At 67.9% G+C, this 15,370-nt stretch carries 13 protein-coding genes; 3 read left to right on the top strand and 10 right to left on the bottom strand.

The genetic code is table 11. The features are described 5' to 3' along the window. Positions 1-26: 26 nt before the first annotated feature. The 4 genes from ACSQ3N_RS14795 to ACSQ3N_RS14780 all read right to left on the bottom strand — a co-directional run bounded on the left by ACSQ3N_RS14795 (position 27) and on the right by ACSQ3N_RS14780 (position 5,262). Positions 27-1,088 (bottom strand): ABC transporter permease, encoded by a 1,062-nt coding sequence (locus tag ACSQ3N_RS14795; RefSeq protein ID WP_056165574.1) that lies wholly within the window; start codon positions 1,086-1,088, stop codon positions 27-29. Positions 1,089-1,299: 211 nt separating this feature from the next. Next, the gene (locus ACSQ3N_RS14790; protein ID WP_436146670.1) at positions 1,300-2,841 is read right to left on the bottom strand and encodes an ABC transporter ATP-binding protein; all 1,542 of its coding nucleotides are present in this window, start codon (positions 2,839-2,841) and stop codon (positions 1,300-1,302) included. Between the two features lie 201 nt (positions 2,842-3,042). Further along, positions 3,043-4,041, bottom strand: coding sequence for a 5'-methylthioadenosine/S-adenosylhomocysteine nucleosidase (locus ACSQ3N_RS14785; protein ID WP_436146669.1), 999 nt, complete (start codon positions 4,039-4,041; stop codon positions 3,043-3,045). 210 nt (positions 4,042-4,251) lie between these two features. Beyond that, a complete protein-coding gene (locus ACSQ3N_RS14780; protein ID WP_436146668.1) occupies positions 4,252-5,262 on the bottom strand; it encodes a BMP family protein in 1,011 nt (336 codons plus the stop codon). A 388-nt stretch (positions 5,263-5,650) separates the two neighbouring features. Here ACSQ3N_RS14780 and ACSQ3N_RS14775 point away from each other — a divergent pair, with 388 nt between their 5' ends. Further along, positions 5,651-6,184, top strand: coding sequence for a hypothetical protein (locus ACSQ3N_RS14775; RefSeq protein WP_396505197.1), 534 nt, complete (start codon positions 5,651-5,653; stop codon positions 6,182-6,184). Between the two features lie 78 nt (positions 6,185-6,262). On the opposite strand, the gene upp is transcribed toward ACSQ3N_RS14775, so the two are convergent. From upp to ACSQ3N_RS14760, 3 genes are all read right to left on the bottom strand, one after another. Continuing rightward, positions 6,263-6,907: a uracil phosphoribosyltransferase gene (gene upp, locus ACSQ3N_RS14770; RefSeq protein WP_056165581.1), complete on the bottom strand. Its 645-nt coding sequence runs from the start codon at positions 6,905-6,907 to the stop codon at positions 6,263-6,265. 204 nt (positions 6,908-7,111) lie between these two features. Beyond that, positions 7,112-8,104, bottom strand: a complete 993-nt coding sequence (locus ACSQ3N_RS14765; RefSeq protein WP_436146667.1) for a threo-3-hydroxy-L-aspartate ammonia-lyase — start codon at positions 8,102-8,104, stop codon at positions 7,112-7,114. Positions 8,105-8,394: 290 nt separating this feature from the next. After that, positions 8,395-9,243: an enoyl-CoA hydratase-related protein gene (locus ACSQ3N_RS14760; RefSeq protein ID WP_436146666.1), complete on the bottom strand. Its 849-nt coding sequence runs from the start codon at positions 9,241-9,243 to the stop codon at positions 8,395-8,397. Between the two features lie 369 nt (positions 9,244-9,612). Between ACSQ3N_RS14760 and ACSQ3N_RS14755 the strand changes: the two genes are divergently transcribed. Then, positions 9,613-10,566 (top strand): EamA family transporter, encoded by a 954-nt coding sequence (locus ACSQ3N_RS14755; RefSeq protein ID WP_056165586.1) that lies wholly within the window; start codon positions 9,613-9,615, stop codon positions 10,564-10,566. A 63-nt stretch (positions 10,567-10,629) separates the two neighbouring features. On the opposite strand, the gene ACSQ3N_RS14750 is transcribed toward ACSQ3N_RS14755, so the two are convergent. The 3 genes from ACSQ3N_RS14750 to ACSQ3N_RS14740 form a co-directional block, all read right to left on the bottom strand. Next, the gene (locus tag ACSQ3N_RS14750; RefSeq protein ID WP_156372011.1) at positions 10,630-11,520 is read right to left on the bottom strand and encodes a LysR substrate-binding domain-containing protein; all 891 of its coding nucleotides are present in this window, start codon (positions 11,518-11,520) and stop codon (positions 10,630-10,632) included. Positions 11,521-11,548: 28 nt separating this feature from the next. Then, positions 11,549-12,391 carry a glycine-rich domain-containing protein gene (locus tag ACSQ3N_RS14745; RefSeq protein ID WP_056166458.1) on the bottom strand — a complete coding sequence of 281 codons (843 nt, stop codon included), beginning with the start codon at positions 12,389-12,391 and terminating at the stop codon, positions 11,549-11,551. A gap of 327 nt (positions 12,392-12,718) precedes the next feature. After that, on the bottom strand, positions 12,719-14,257 hold the full coding sequence (locus ACSQ3N_RS14740; protein WP_056165589.1) for a helicase HerA-like C-terminal domain-containing protein: 1,539 nt from the start codon (positions 14,255-14,257) through the stop codon (positions 12,719-12,721). Positions 14,258-14,495: 238 nt separating this feature from the next. Here ACSQ3N_RS14740 and ACSQ3N_RS14735 point away from each other — a divergent pair, with 238 nt between their 5' ends. Continuing rightward, positions 14,496-15,215, top strand: coding sequence for a YebC/PmpR family DNA-binding transcriptional regulator (locus tag ACSQ3N_RS14735; RefSeq protein WP_056165591.1), 720 nt, complete (start codon positions 14,496-14,498; stop codon positions 15,213-15,215). The last annotated feature ends 155 nt before the right edge of the window (positions 15,216-15,370 follow it).

Genomic DNA, 15,370 nt, shown 5'->3' with positions numbered 1-15,370 from the left:
GTTTGAATTTTGGGTGCATGGCGGGTTCACTTCCAGCGCACCCGGTACTGCGTGAGCAGCCCTGCCACCAGCACCGCGATCAGCGACGTGGCCACGATCACGTCCGCAATGTAGGTGGGCACGCCCACCGCGCGGCTCATGCTGTCGGCCCCCACCAGCACGCCCGCCACGAACACGCCCGCCGCCACCACGCCCAGCGGGTGCAGCCCTGCCAGCATCGCGATCACGATGCCGCTGTACCCGTAGCCCGGCGACATGTCGAGCGTCACATAGCCCGTGCGGCCCGCCACCTCGATGGCCCCCGCCAGCCCCGCCAGGCCACCCGACAGCAGCGCCACCAGCACCACGGTGCGCGTGATGGGCACGCCCGCAAACGCCGCAGCCCGCGCATTGGCGCCCGCCGCGCGAATGTCGAACCCTGGCACCGTGCGCGCCAGCAGCGCCCACAGCATCACCGCCAGCGACACGGCCCATAGCAGCCCCGTGTGCAGCCGCGTCTGCGGCACCAGGCGCGACAGCTCCAGCTCGCCCTGCAACGCCACGCTCTGCGGCCAGCCCATCGAGAGCGGGTCCTTCATCGGGCCGTCGAGCAGTGCCGACACCAGCAGCAGCATGATGAAGTTGAGCAGCAGCGTGGTGACGACCTCGTCCACTCCCAGCCGCGCCTTCATCAGCGCCGGGCCCAGCAGCAGCAGCGCCCCGGCCAGCGCAGCTGCCAGCATCATCAGCGGGAAGAGCAGCCAGGGCGACCATTCCAGCCCCGTGCCGCCGTGCATCCCACCCACCGCCACGGCGGCCAGCGCGCCCGCGTACAACTGCCCCTCGGCCCCGATGTTGAACAACCGCGCCCGAAAGGCCACGGCGGCTGCCAGCCCCGTCAGGATCAGCGGCGTGGCGCGCGTGAGCGTTTCGGTCAGCGCAAACACCGAGCCGAAGGCGCCCTGCAGCAGCAGTGCATAGGTCTGCCCCACCGGCGCCCCGGCCCATAGCACGAGCAGCGCGCTGATGAGCAGGGTGAACACCACGGCGCCTGCCGGTGCCAGGATGTAGGCGACCGGGGAGGTGTGGTTGCGTTTTTCGAGTCTCATCGTTGTCCGTTGTCTGCAGCCCGCGAAACGGGCGTGGCCATAACCAGTGCACCCGTGGAACGGGCTTCGCCAGGCCACCGGGTGCGCCCCCCTCCCGAAGGAGAGGGGCTGAGGGCCGCGGCTCCAAGCCTGCCTGCGCAGGCTTGGACGGCCTCGAAGAGCCGGTGCCTCGGGCGCCGGCACCGAGGCGCGAAGCGACTCAGGGGGAGCTTCATATCACCCCCGCCATCGCCAAGCCGATGGCCTCGCGTGTCCAGCCCTCGGCAGGCCGTGCCTCGCCCAGGTGCCCTTCGTGCATCACTGCCACGCGGTCCCCCAGCGCCAGCACTTCATCCAGGTCGTCCGAGATCAGCAGCACCGCCGCGCCGCCGTCGCGCGCGTTGATGAGCTGCTGCTGCACGAACATCACTGCGCCGATGTCCAGGCCCCAGGTGGGCTGGTGCGCCACGATGAGCCGCGGGGCGGCTGCGCTGTCGGTGGCATCCTGCGGCGGAAGCAGGGCGCGGCCCAGGATGAGCTTTTGCATGTTGCCGCCCGACAGCGCGCGGGCAGGGGCATCGGGCCCGCCGCCGCGCACGTCGAAGGTGCGGGCCAGGTGCTCGGCATGCGCACGCGCTGCACCGCGCTTGACCCACAGGCCCTTGAACCAGGGCTGCGCGAACCAGCGGCTGCGCAGGCGCTCGGACACCGCGTTCTCCCACACCGGCAGGTCGCCCACCACGCCCACCGCGTGCCGGTCTTCCGGGATGCGGGCCACGCCCTGGGCCACCAGCCACGCGGGCTGGGCGCGCAGGGGTGTGCCCAGCAGCGTGACATGGCCTTGCGCCACGGCGCGCACGCCGCACAGCACATCGGCCAGCGCCACCTGCCCGTTGCCCGACACGCCGGCAATGGCGACGATCTCGCCCGCATGCAAGGTGAGCGACACGTCCCGCAGCCGGTCGCGCCCGGTGGGCGCGGTGCTGACGCGGTCGAGCACGCACACCGGTGCGCCCACCTGGCGTGCGGGGCGGCGTTCGGCGGCCTCCACGGCATGCCCCACCATCCATTGCGCAAGCTGGCCCTGCGTGGTGCCTTGCGCTGGCGCCTCGGCCACCAGCTTGCCTTGGCGCAGCACGGCCACGCGGTGCGACACGCGCAGCACCTCGGCGAGCTTGTGGCTGATGAAAATGATCGACAGGCCCTGCGCCACCATCTGGGCCAGCGTGTCGAACAGCGCCTCGCTCTCCTGCGGCGTGAGCACCGCCGTGGGCTCGTCCAGGATCAGGATGCGCGCGCCGCGGTACAGCGCCTTCAAGATCTCCACCCGCTGGCGCTCGCCCACCGACAGGCTGCCCACCCGCGCATCGGGCTGCACCGGCAGCCCGAACTGCTGCGATACCGCCAGCAGCCTGGCCCGCGCCGCTGTGCGCCGCGAGAACGGCTGCCACAGCGGCTCGGTGCCCAGCAGCACGTTGTCCAGCACCGTGAGGTTGTCGGCCAGCGTGAAGTGCTGGTGCACCATGCCGATGCCCGCACCGAGCGACGCGCGCGGCTGGCCCGGCGGCAAGGGCTTGCCGAACACTTCGATATGCCCTTCGTCGGCCACGTAGTGCCCGAACAGGATGGACATCAGCGTGGACTTGCCCGCCCCGTTCTCGCCCAGCAGCGCCAGCACCTCGCCGCGCTGCAGCGTCAGGCTGATGCCGTCGTTGGCAACCAGCTTGCCAAAGCGCTTGGTGATGTTCTTCAGGTGCAGGACGGCGTCGGGCATGGTGTGTGCGATGGAGTGCGTTATTTGCAATGCCTGTTCAATGCGCGCCACTCCCTCTCCCCTCGCGGGAGAGGGCCGGGGAGAGGGGGGGCGGCCTCCGCACCAGCGCAGCGCCGGTCGCACGCGCCCCCTCTCCCCAACCCCTCTCCCGCGGGGGGAGAGGGGCTCCATGCGGCCAGCGCCCGCTGCGGGTTCATGGTGTCACTTCCAGCTGGCCAGAAACGCCTGCAGCACCTTGGCCGAGTTGGCCGCGGCCAGGTGCATGAAGGTGTCCATCTCGTTCTCGCCATCACCCCCGCCGGCCAGGTCGCTCAGTGAGCGGAAGGCGATGTAGGGCACGCCGTTGCTGTGCGCGACCATGGCGGTGGCGGCGGTTTCCATGTCCAGCACGTTGGCATCGAAGGTCTTGAACGCGTATTCGCGGAACGCCTTGTTGTCGACGAAGGCCTGGCCCGACACGCCGTTGCCGCCGACCACCATGCGGGGGCGATCCTTCAGGCACTTGTCGGCGTGGCAATGGTCCAGCGCGACGCTGGTGCCCAGGCTGCGCGCTACGGCCAGCATGCGGGGGTCGGCGGCAAACCAGAACTGCTTGGTCAGGGCGGGCTTCGCGGCGCTGCGTACCTCCACCGGGCGCGGGTGCATCATGCCGAAGGCGGGCAGGGTCAGCTCGCTTTTCATCCAGGCGGGGGCGCTGTACTGGCCGGGTTTGTCTTCGCGGGCCATAAGCCATTCCATGTACTGGCCCCACTGGGCAGGCACCGTCACGTCGCCGATGTGCAGGCCCGGGTTCACACCGCCCGCGATGCCGCTGAACACGATGTGGCTCACGTTGAAGCGGTCCAGCGCCAGCTGGGTGTTCATGGCCGCGTTGGTCATGCTGATGCCCGACAGAAACACCACCACGGGCTGGCCCGACAGGGTGCCGGTGGTGAACTCCACACCGTTGATGCGGTGCTTGGCGGCTTGCTGCACCTGGGGCAGCAGCACGGTGAGTTCGGGCTCGAAGGCCGAGATGACGGCGATGCGCGGTGTGGCATCGAGCTGCACCACCGCAGCCCCCGATGAACGAGTGGGTGCTGTGCTGCAGCCTGCCACCGCCGCGGCCAGGGTGGCCGCCGCCAGCAGGCGCAGCCCGTGCCGGGCGAGGGTGGTGCGAAGATGGGTGGAAGTGGTGGTGCTGCTGCTGGATGGGGGCATGGTCAGGTCCTGAAGAGGGCAGAGGTGCCGCAGCCTAGCGCAAGTGCGATGCGGTGCGGTGCCGGCAACACAGTGGAGGGCGGCCCGGCGCCATTGACGGCAACGGTGTGTGCACGGCCGGTGGGTGACGGTGGCGGGTGGTCCACCACCGTCACGGGCGCTGCACCGCTGGCCGCGCCCATCAATGCAACGCCGACGGCATTACTTCGATTACTTCGCCGTGGACTTGGGCTGGCTGTCGTCCACCTTCACGGTGAACTTGCCGGCCAGGATCTCGGCCTCCCGCGCCTTGACCTTGGCCACGATGTCAGCGGGCACCTTCTTCTCGAACGTGCCCAGCGGCGCGAGTTCAGAGCCCTTGTGCTTCATCATCGAAAACGGGCCGTAGTCCTCGGGCGTGAACTTGCCTTCCTTGACCAGCTTGAGCGCGCGGTCGATGCTGGGCTCCATGTGCCACAGGGCCGATGCCACCACGGTGTCGGGGTACTTGTCCTGCGTGTTGATCACGTTGCCGATGGCGAGCTTGCCCTTTTCCTTGGCCGCGTCGGACACGCCGAAGCGTTCGGCATAGAGCACGTCGGCGCCCTTGTCGATCATGGCAAACGTCGCTTCCTTGGCCTTCGGCGGGTCGAACCAGCTGTTGATGAAGCTCACGGTGAACTCGACCTTGGGGTTGGTCTCCTTCGCACCGGCCATGAAGGCGTGCATCAGGCGGTTCACCTCGGGGATGGGAAAGCCGCCCACCATGCCGATCTTGTTCGTCTTGGTCATGCCGCCCGCGACCATGCCCGACAGGTAGGCGGGCTCCTGGATGTAGTTGTCGAACACGCTGAAGTTGGGCGCCTGCGGCTTGCCGGACGAGCCCAGCAGGAAAGACGTCTTGGGGAAGTCCTTGGCCACCTTACGGGCGGCGGCCTCCACCGCAAAGGCCTCGCCCACGATGAGCTGGTTGCCGCCCGTGGCGTACTCGCGCATCACGCGCTCGTAGTCGGCGTTGGTGACGTTCTCGCTCGACTTGTATTCGATCTCGCCCCGCGCCTCGGCGGCCTTCAGCGCCTTGTGGATGCGGCTCACCCACTGCTGCTCGTAAGGCACCGTGTAGATCGCCGCGACCTTGAGCTTGGCCTGGGCCCCGGCCATCGAAGGCGCCAGGCCCAGGGCGGCCGAGAGGGCCATGGAGGTGCAGAGCAGGCGTCCGGTGAAGATGCGGCGAGTGGTCATGGCAACGCTTTCTTGGGTTGGGTGCAATAGGGCAGTGAACTTGGCTCCAAGCAATAAGCATGCACGACGTTGCAGTGGCCTGCAACCGGCGGAGCGCCGTGCCCGGCCACGGGGTCCTCCCCCAAGGCGTAGCGCAGCGCACGATGTTCGCTTGCCAAGCGAGCCATCACAGGGCGGGCGGCCGCGCGCTGGGCAGGGGCTCTTCCGTGGTGCGTGCCGATGCACTTTTATGTGCGACAGGCAACGCCACACGACGTGTTGTGCTGAATCAAAAGCCAAAAGTCGGTAATGTTCCGAATGCGACCGAGGCACCCTTTTGGGGTGTGTTCTTCTAGTTACAATTCGCCGCCCGCAAGCAGCGGGTCTATAAAACGAAGAGGGATTTCTTGTGAAAGCTTTGCTCGCAGCAGCGGCTGCCCTGTCGCTGGTAGGGTGTGCATCGGTCATGAACGACACCACGCACGGAGTGCGCGTAGACACCAAACAAAAGGGCGGCACCGTCGTGGTGGGCGCCGAGTGCGTGGCCACCAACGATTACGGCTCCACCACCTTCAAGTCGGGCACGATGCAGGCCCTGCGCCGCTCGTCCAAAGACATGACGATCGTGTGCACGCAGCCCGGCGAGGACGCCGCCAACGGGTCCCTGGTTTCCCGTCCCAATGGCGCTCTGGCCGGCAACATCATCCTGGGTGGCGTGATCGGCGCTGTCGTGGACCACAACCGCGGCACGGCCTACACGTACCCCACGTGGATCGAGATGGTGTTTGGCGAAACGCTGGTGTTCGACAGACAGCTGCAAAAAGGGGATACCGCTCTGGCGGGCGTGCCCGCCAACTCCCCAGCGGCCGTGGCCAAGGCACCTGGGAGGAGCAATGCGTCTTCAACCGAGTGCATGCAGCAGTTGCCTGGCGCTATTTGCTGACCCGACCGCCTTTGAGCCGTCTTCCGCCACGTACAAAGCCTCGCTGTTGCGAGGCTTTTTTACGGGTGCCCGTGGCGCCTACTTGGTGCCAAAGATCCGGTCGCCCGCATCGCCCAGGCCCGGCAGGATGTAGCCGTGGTCGTTCAGCTCGCGGTCGATGGCGGCGGTGAAGATCGGCACGTCGGGGTGGGCCTTCTGCAGCGTGGCCACGCCTTCGGGGGCGGCCAGCAGGCAGACGAACTTGATGGAGCGGGGGTTGAGCTTCTTCAGGCGGTCCACGCACGCGGCGGCCGAGTTGCCGGTGGCCAGCATGGGGTCGACGACGATGATGTCGCGCTCTTGCATCTCGGACGGCATCTTGAAGTAGTACTCCACGGGCTGCAGCGTGGCCGGGTCGCGGTACAGGCCGATGTGGCCCACGCGGGCGCCGGGCACCACGTTGAGCATGCCGTCCAGAAAGCCGTTGCCCGCGCGCAGGATGGACACCAGCACCAGCTTCTTGCCGTCGATGACCTTGCCGGTCATCGTCTCCAGCGGGGTTTCGATCTCGAAGTCCTGCAGCGGCATGTCGCGCGTGACCTCGTAGGCCATCAGCGTGGACAGCTCGCCCAGCAGGCGGCGAAAGCTGTTGGTGCTGGCGTCCTTGCGGCGCATGAGCGTGAGCTTGTGCTGGACCAGGGGGTGGGTGATGACGGTGACGTTGTTGTTGCTAGCGGTGCTCATGGCGCGGCCTCGGGTGTGCTGGGAAATGAATGAATGGCGGTGGGTGTATTTTCACCTCCATTCGCCGCGGGGCCGGGAAACCCGAGCGGCGGGGGCGCCCCTGCGGGGGGCCAGGGCGTGTGATGGCAAAGCTGCAGCGACGTGCACAGCCGTACAGAGCCGTACAGAGCCGTACAAAGCCACAGGCCCCGGCGCGCGGCCCGCTCAGTCCGCCAGAAACCGCGAGTACCGCGCCAGGTCCACGTTGCCGCCGCTCACGATGACGCCCACGCGCTCGCCGTGCAGCAGCTTGGCGCCGTCGTCCTCGCCGGAGAAGGCCTGCACGCCCGCGAAGGCGAGGGCGCCAGTGGGCTCGACGGTGAGCTTCATGCGCGCGGCGAAAAAACGCAGCGCTTCGATCAACTGCGCGTCGCTCACGGTGATGATGTCTTCGACATGGTCACGGATGATGGGGAAGGTCAGCGCGCCCAGTGACTGTGTCTGCGCCCCGTCGGCGATGGTTTGCGGGAGGTCGATGGTCACGATGTGCCCGGCGCGCAGCGACTGCTGGGCGTCGTTGGCGGTGGCGGGCTCGACGCCGATGACCTTGCACTGCGGCGCCAGCGCCTGCGCGGCCAGCAGGCTGCCCGAGAGCAGCCCGCCGCCGCCGAGGCAGACGAAGAGGTAGTCGAGGTCGGGCACCTCCTGCAGCAGCTCCAGCGCGGCGGTGCCCTGGCCCGCGATGACGTGCGGGTGGTCGAACGGCGGCACCAGCGTCATGCCGCGCTCGCGCGCGAGTTGGCGGCTGATGGCCTCGCGGTCTTCGGTGTGGCGGTTGTAGGTGACGACCTGGGCGCCGTGGTCGCGCGTGGCGGCCATCTTGGAGGTGGCAGCGTCTTCGGGCATGACGATGAGGGCGGGCATGTCGAGCAGCCGGGCCGACAGTGCGATGGCCTGCGCGTGATTGCCGGCCGAGAAGGTGAGCACGCCGCCCTCGCGCTGCGCATCGCTGAACTGGGCCAGCGCGTTGTACGCGCCGCGGAACTTGAAGGCGCCGGTGCGCTGCAGGTTCTCGCACTTGAAGAACAGCTTGGCGCCCAGGCGCTGGTCGATGGCCGTGCAGCGCATCACCGGCGTGTGGTGCGCGACGCCTGCGAGCCGCTGCGCGGCGGCGGCCACATCGTCGTAGGTGGGCAGGGGTAGGCTGGGCACGGTCATGGTGGCGTCCTCGCTGCGGGGCGCGGCCTGCCCCGGGTCGGCACATGATAGCCCTTGGTAGCGGTTTTGGGGTTAAAAATGACTGCTACCGCTTGATGGGTGGACGCTGGTAGCTATGAAATCGATAGTGATTGAATGGCCGGGGTAGGGCGGCGCTTCGGAGGGTGCGCCCAGGCTTCGACGGGCTCAGCCCGAACGGGTGGGGTGAGTGTTCCCAAGCTGTGGACCCGCAGAATTGGCGAAGCAGCCGGCCACTACGGCAGCCCAGCGGCTGCCCACTGCCCGCGCCATTACCCCTGTTCGCTGAACCGGATCAGCGGCGTTAGCGCCGGGAAGTCGCCCGCACGCTTTTGCTTCATGGCCGTGACGGACTCGCGCACGTGCTGGTTGCTCCAGATGGCGCCTTGCAGCCAGCCCATCTGGCGCAGGCTGTCTTCCACGCTGTGGTCGCGGGCGTAGTTCACGGCCTGCTTGGTGCCCCAGATGGCGACGGGGGGCTTGGTGGCGATCTCCTGCGCGCACTGCAGTGCGGCGGCGACCATGGCCTCGTGGGTGTCGAACACCTCGTTGACCAGCCCGTGGCCCAGGGCCTTGGCGGCGCTCAGGCGGCGGCCGGTGTAGGCCAGCTCCTTGACCACGCCCAGCGGGATGAGCTTGGGCAGGCGCTGCAGCGTGCCTACGTCGGCCACCATGCCGATGTTGATTTCCTGGATGCAGAAGAAGGCGTCGGCCGTGGCATAGCGCACGCAGGCCGCCGTGACCATGTCCACCGCGCCCCCGATGCAGCCGCCCTGGATGGCCATGATGACGGGGATACGCAGGCTCTCGATGCGGCTGAAGGTGGCCTGCATGTCGGTAAGCAGATCGAAGATGGCGGCGCGGCCTTCGGGGCTCTGGTCGTCCATGGTGATGGCGCCGCCGAAGGTCTCCAGCGCCATGCCCGCGCTGAAGTGCTTGCCGGTGCTGCTGATGACCAGCGCCCGCGCCTCGCCTGATTTGTTCAGCTGGGCCAGCACCTCATCGAGCTCGCGCCAGAAGGTGGGGTGCATGGTGTTCATGGCCTCGGGGCGGTTCAGCACCAGGTGGGCGACGTGGCTGTCGATGCTGAGCGAAAAGCAGGTGAAGGGCGGTGTGTTCATGGGCAGGCACTGTAGACCCGGCGGGCGGCGCTGTGTCGTCGCGTGGGTGACTTGGGGGCGCCTTGGGGATCGAGGCGGGCCTATCGCTTTCCCTATGTGCGCCGGGTGCTATGGATTGCGTAGCAGAGCTGATGCAGAGCCATGACACGGTCGCTGTACCGGGCTGCCATGCGATTGCTGCGCCGTGGCGCGCCACTGCTGCGCAACTGTCCGCAATCGCAACGGCCGCGTGTTTAGCCTCGGTGGTTTTTCTTTGGTGCAAGAAAGGCCTTGTGTGAATCGCTTCCAATGCCGCCGTGCGGCGCCCGCCCTCGTCCTGTCCGTTGCACCGATGCAGCGCCTTCGATGCCTTGCTGACGGAGCAGCCGCATGACCACCTGGGTGCTGCTGGGCCTGCTGGCCGGGCTGGTGCTGGGCACCTATGACTTTCTGACCAAGATCGCGCTGCGGGAGACCGGGGTGCTGGCGGTGGTGGTGGCATCGTCGGTGCTGGGCGCGTGCTTGTGGCTGCCGTTTGTGTGGGTGCCCGGCGGCGGCCTGTGGGCCCAGGCCCTGGCGCCGCTGGGTCTGCACCCGGCGCCGTTGACTTGGCAGGCCCACGCGCTGCTGCTGCCCAAGTCGTTGATGATGGTGGCGACCTGGGTGCTGTCGTACTACGCGGTCAAGGCGCTGCCGCTGTCGATATCGGCCGGGGTGCGCGCGTCGGGGCCGGTGTGGACGGCGCTGGGCGCCATCGTGCTGCTGGGCGAGCACCTGAGCGCGTGGCAGTGGGCGGGGCTGGCGGTGTCCATGCTGTCGTACCTGGCGTTTTCGCTGATCGGGCAGAAGGAGGGCATCCGCTTCAGCCGCGATGGCTGGGTGCTGTGCATGGTGGCGGCCACGCTGCTGTCGTCGGCCAATGCGCTGTACGACAAGCACATCGTCGCGCAGCTGCGGCTGGACCTGGCGGCGGTGCAGGCCTGGTCGGCCGTGCAGCGGGGCGTGCTGGCGCTGTGTCTGCTGCCGTGGGTGGTGACGTCTGTGTTGCCGGGGCTGGGCGGACGTGGCTTGCGAGGGCGGTGGCCGGGTTGGAGTGCGGCGTGGCCCGCTGTCTGGCCGGTGGGGGCGATTGCGGTGGCATACGTGCTGGCCGAGTACATCTACCTGGCCGCGGTGCAGGTCGAGGGGGCCATGATCTCGGTGATCTCGGTGCTGCGGCGGACCAACCTGGTCATGGTGTTCGGCCTGAGCGCCTGGCTGCTGCAGGAGCGCTTCATCCGCCACAAGACCGTGGCGATGGCGGGTGTGCTGGCGGGCATCGTGTTGATGGTAAAGACGGGGTGACACCTGGGCAGCTGGCCCGCGTATTCCCCTTTCTGCGGCACAGGTGGCCGGCGTTGGCCGGCGCTATGGCGCCGCGTTGCCCTGACGTGCCAATTGCCGGATCCAGTCCATCACGGCCTGGCCGCGCGGGGTGATGACGGTGCGCTCGGACGCGAGCAGGTAGTACGACTGCTCGGCGGGCAGCGCCACGTCCGACAGCCGCACCAGCGCGCCGGACGCCAGCAGGTCGTGCACCAGCGACTGCCGCGCCAGCGCAATGCCCTGTTCGGCCAGGGCCGCGTCGATGAGCAGCGCGGTGTCGGTGAAGGTCATGGCGTGCTGCGCCGCCGCCAGGCGAATGCCTGCCTGTGCCAGCCACGGCTGCCAGGGTTGCCGGGTGTGGGTGAGCAGCGTGCCCCTGCGCAGCGCGCGCTCGCTGGCCGGGACGTCCAGCCGCTGCAGGTAGCCCGGCGCCGCCACCGGGAACCACACGTCGTCCAGCAGCTTTTCGCAGTGGTAAGCGTGCGGCCGGCTGCGGGCGAAGCGGATGGCGATGTCGGCGTCGCCCTGGTCCACGTCGGCGAGGTCGGTGCTGGTCTGGATCTCGATGCCGGGCGCCTGCCCGGTGGCCTGCAACTGCGCGAGCGCCGGCACCAGCCGCAGCCGCGCGAACGAGGGCAGGGCGCTGATGCGCACCACGCTGCGCTGCTGGTGTGCATAGCCGGCAAACGTGTCCTGCAGGGCCTGCAGCGCGGCCTTGGTCTGCTGGTGCAGGTGCAGGCCCTCGGGCGTGGGCGCCACCGACCGGGTGCTGCGGGTGAACAAGGGCACGCCCAGCGTCTTTTCCAGCTCGCGCACGCGGTGGCTCACGGTGCTGGCCGACAGGCTGAGCGCGTCGGCCGCTTTTTGAAAGCTGCGCCACTGCATCACCGCGTCGAAGGCGGCGATGAGGGGCAGCGGCGGGATGGAGTGCATGGGGGCGAGGTTACCTGCGCGCGCCGCGTCAGTCGCCGCCGCCGCCTCCGCAGCCACCGCCGCAACTGCCCCCGTCGCCACCTGCGTCGCCGCTGCTCCCGTCACTGCTGCTGCTGGAGTGGGAGCTGGAGCTTTCTGCCCCGCCGAAGTCGCCCGAGCTGCCGCTGTAGCTGTGATCGGCAAAGTGGGTGCCGCAGTAGGTACCGCCGGCGTCGCCCCCGGCATCGCTTTTGCGGATGATGTCGCTGCAGTCGGGCACGTAGGTAAAGCCGCCGGCAATCGCGAGCTTGGCGTCCAGCGCGAACAGCAGCGGCAGGCGCGAGGGGTATTTGGGGTGGATGCCCTCGTCCTTGCACGCCCAGTACCAGGCGCGGCGCAGGCCGTCGTTGTTCTTGGCCCGGGCGCCCAGGGCCTCGGCGGGGGTGTGGTGCAAAAAGAAGCCCAGCGCGCGCTCGCACCAGGTCTTGTAGGCCTGGGTGTGCAGGATGAACTCGTGCCACATGGCGTCCACCGCCTTGGACGGCATGGCGACGAACTGCTTTCTGCTGCGCATGCAGGCCATGAAGAACTGGCGCAGCCCGCGCTCGACCAGTTCGCAGTCCTTTTGGTTGAGGTGGGGATACGCCTCGCGCAGCTTGCGCTTCAAGAACTGGGGCAGGGCGGCTTCGCGCACATAGCGCTCGCGCACCACGTTGGTCCACTGGATGACGATGGCTGTCAGTACCACGGTGGCGATCACATACACCGCCCACGTCCAGCGCATGCGCCACAGCCCGGCGAACATGCCCACAAAGACCAGCACCCAGATACCGCTGGCCAGCAGCACCGTGCGGGGCCCCCAGCGCACGAGCAGGTTGTCGATGCGTCCCATCCCATCCTCCTGTTGTGTGTTGTTTTGTGCGCGCATGGTGCCATGCCTGCACGCACGCCGGGAGAAGAATTTGAGGGGGTGTGGCGAGGATGTTGAATGCTATTGAATTGATAGCTTCTGGCGCTTGTTGGATAAGCGGTAGAGGCCTCTGCAGTGCACTATCTTCACCCCTGATGTGCCCCCGGCGAGATCCCTTTGTCCAAGACCGTCATGACTGGCGCGCCCCAGGCCAGTGCACCCGTGGACCTGGCTTCGCCAGGCCACCGGGGTGCGTCCCCCTCCCGCGCAGCGAGAGAGGGGGGAAGGCGAGCAGCGCCTCAGGGGGTGTCACCTCTTCTTGCTGCCGAAGATCCCGCCCAATACGCCGCGCAGAATCTCCTTGCCGACACTGGTCCCCACCGTGCGCACGGCCGACTTGGCCATGGTCTGCACCAGGCCGTCCTTGCGCCCGCCGCGCGGGCCGGTGGTGCCAAAGAGCAGGTCGTTGAGAAAGCTGCCTTCCTGCGGCTGGGCTCCCCCGCCCGCCGTGCCCACCGGGGTGCCGCCGCTTGTGCGGACTGCAGACGTACCGGCCGGCGCGTCGGGGGCACTTTCGGCCCGGCCCTTGAGCTTTTCATACGCTGACTCTCGGTCCACCGTGGTCTCGTACACGCCGGCCACCAGCGAGCTGGCCATCAGCGCCTGCCGCTGCTGCGGTGTGATGGGGCCGAGCTGGCTGCCCGGGGGCAGCACGAACACGCGCTCGGTCACGCTGGGGCGGCCTTTGGCGTCCAGAAAACTCACCAGCGCCTCGCCCACGGCCAGCTCGGTGATGGCGGTCTCGATATCGAGGCCCGGCTTTTGCCGCATGGTGGTGGCCGTGGCTTTGACGGCCTTCTGGTCGCGGGGGGTGAAGGCGCGCAGCGCGTGCTGCACGCGGTTGCCCAGCTGGGCCAGCACGCTGTCGGGGATGTCGAGCGGGTTCTGTGTGACGAAGTACACGCCCACGCCCTTGGAGCGCACCAGGCGCACCACCAGCTCGATCCGCTCGATGAGCACCTTGGGCGCCTCGTTGAACAACAGGTGGGCCTCGTCGAAGAAGAACACCAGCTTGGGCTGGTCGGGGTCGCCGATCTCGGGCAGTTGCTCGAACAGTTCGGACAGCATCCACAGCAGGAAGGTGGCGTACAGGCGCGGCGAATTCATGAGCTTGTCGGCCGCCAGGATGTTCACGACACCGTGACCATCGACGGTCTGCATGAAGTCCTGGATGTTGAGCATGGGCTCGCCGAAGAACGCGCTGCCGCCCTGCTGCTCGATCTGCAGCAGCCCGCGCTGGATGGCGCCCACGCTGGCGGCGCTCACGTTGCCGTATTCGGTGGTGAACTCCTTGGCGTTGTCGCCCACGAAGGTCAGCATCGCGCGCAGGTCTTTCAGGTCCAGCAGCAGCATGCCGCTGTCGTCGGCGATCTTGAACACCATGTTCAGCACGCCCAGCTGCGTCTCGTTCAGGTTTAGCATGCGGCCCAGCAGCAGCGGGCCCATGTCGGACACCGTGGCGCGCACCGGGTGGCCCTGCTGGCCGAACACGTCCCACAGCGTGGTGGGGCAGGCCAGGGGTGTGGGGAGCTCAAGACCACGCTCTTTCAGCACGGCCGCCAGCTTGTCGCCGATCTTGCCGGGCTGGCTGGCGCCGGTCAGGTCGCCCTTTACGTCGGCCATGAACACCGGCACGCCGATGCGCGAGAAGTTTTCGGCCAGCGTCTGCAGCGTCACCGTCTTGCCGGTGCCCGTCGCACCGGTGATCAGCCCGTGGCGGTTGGCCAGGCTCGGCAGCAGGTGGCATTCGATGGTGTCGTGCTTGGCGATCAGAAGGGGTTCGGCCATTTCGGGTTTCCTCGGGGAGCGGGGTCGGCAAAAAGTAAAATCGGCAGATGACTTGTTCGGGCAGGGCGCTACAGAGACAAAACAGGTGGATTTGGCGCCGCCTGAGGGGCGCCAAACCCGGCCTCTGCAGGCGCTGGCGGCGGGGCTTGCACTGCCGCCGTGGCGCGAAAGACACGGTTTGCCGCTGCACCGGGCCCAACAAGCATGGCTAGATTAAATCAATACAAAAGGACTTCTCGTGGCAGGACACAGCAAATGGGCGAATATCCAGCACCGCAAGGGGCGGCAGGATGAAAAACGCGGCAAGATCTGGACCCGCATCATTCGCGAAATCACCGTGGCTGCCCGTTCCGGCGGCGGCGATTTGTCTGCCAACCCCCGCCTGCGCCTGGCGGTGGACAAGGCCAAGGGGGCGAACATGCCCGCCGACCGCATCAAATACAACATCGACAAGGCCACCGGCAATGCCGAAGGCCTGACGTACGAGGAAATCCGCTACGAGGGCTACGGTATCGGCGGCGTCGCCATCATGATCGACACCATGACCGACAACCGTGTGCGCACCGTGGCCGAAGTGCGCCACGCCTTCAGCAAGCACGGCGGCAGCATGGGCACCGAAGGCTCGGTGGTGTTCCAGTTCAAGCACTGCGGCCAGCTGATCTTTGCGCCGGGCACGAACGAGGACCAAGTCATGGAAGTGGCGCTGGAGGCCGGTGCCGACGATGTGGTGACCGGCGAGGACGGCGCCGTCGAAGTGCTGACCAGCCCTGCCGACTTCGAAGCCGTCAAGGATGCGCTGCAGGCCGCTGGCCTCACGCCCGAGTTGGCCGAGGTGACGATGCGGGCTGAAAACACCATCGAGCTGACCGGCGACGACGCCGTGCGCATGCAAAAACTGCTGGACGTGCTGGAAGATCTGGACGACGCTCAAGAGGTCTATCACAACGCGGCGTTGTGAAGCTCCCCCTGAGGCGCTGCGCGCCTTCCCCCTCTCTCGCTGCGCGGGAGGGGGACGCACCCGGTGGCCTGGCGAAGCCAGTTCCACGGGTGCGCTGGCGATGGGGCCGCGCCGGTTTCGAGGGCCTGGGCGCCCTGCGCAAAGAATGTTGAGTA

The sequence above is a fragment of the Acidovorax sp. LjRoot194 genome (assembly GCF_964253015.1).
Lineage (GTDB): Bacteria > Pseudomonadota > Gammaproteobacteria > Burkholderiales > Burkholderiaceae_C > Acidovorax.
The sequence above is the reverse complement of the archived record's forward strand: the minus strand, read 5'-3'. Positions and strand labels throughout refer to the sequence as shown.

Excerpts from the sequence above, each read along its gene's own strand:
- ACSQ3N_RS14795 (WP_056165574.1), bottom strand. The coding sequence starts at position 1,088 with ATGAGACTCGAAAAACGCAACCACACCTCCCCGGTCGCCTACATCCTG.
- ACSQ3N_RS14790 (WP_436146670.1), bottom strand. The coding sequence starts at position 2,841 with ATGCCCGACGCCGTCCTGCACCTGAAGAACATCACCAAGCGCTTTGGC.
- ACSQ3N_RS14785 (WP_436146669.1), bottom strand. The coding sequence starts at position 4,041 with ATGCCCCCATCCAGCAGCAGCACCACCACTTCCACCCATCTTCGCACC.
- ACSQ3N_RS14780 (WP_436146668.1), bottom strand. The coding sequence starts at position 5,262 with ATGACCACTCGCCGCATCTTCACCGGACGCCTGCTCTGCACCTCCATG.
- upp (WP_056165581.1), bottom strand. The coding sequence starts at position 6,907 with ATGAGCACCGCTAGCAACAACAACGTCACCGTCATCACCCACCCCCTG.
- ACSQ3N_RS14765 (WP_436146667.1), bottom strand. The coding sequence starts at position 8,104 with ATGACCGTGCCCAGCCTACCCCTGCCCACCTACGACGATGTGGCCGCC.
- ACSQ3N_RS14760 (WP_436146666.1), bottom strand. The coding sequence starts at position 9,243 with ATGAACACACCGCCCTTCACCTGCTTTTCGCTCAGCATCGACAGCCAC.
- ACSQ3N_RS14755 (WP_056165586.1), top strand. The coding sequence starts at position 9,613 with ATGACCACCTGGGTGCTGCTGGGCCTGCTGGCCGGGCTGGTGCTGGGC.
- ACSQ3N_RS14750 (WP_156372011.1), bottom strand. The coding sequence starts at position 11,520 with ATGCACTCCATCCCGCCGCTGCCCCTCATCGCCGCCTTCGACGCGGTG.
- ACSQ3N_RS14745 (WP_056166458.1), bottom strand. The coding sequence starts at position 12,391 with ATGGGACGCATCGACAACCTGCTCGTGCGCTGGGGGCCCCGCACGGTG.
- ACSQ3N_RS14740 (WP_056165589.1), bottom strand. The coding sequence starts at position 14,257 with ATGGCCGAACCCCTTCTGATCGCCAAGCACGACACCATCGAATGCCAC.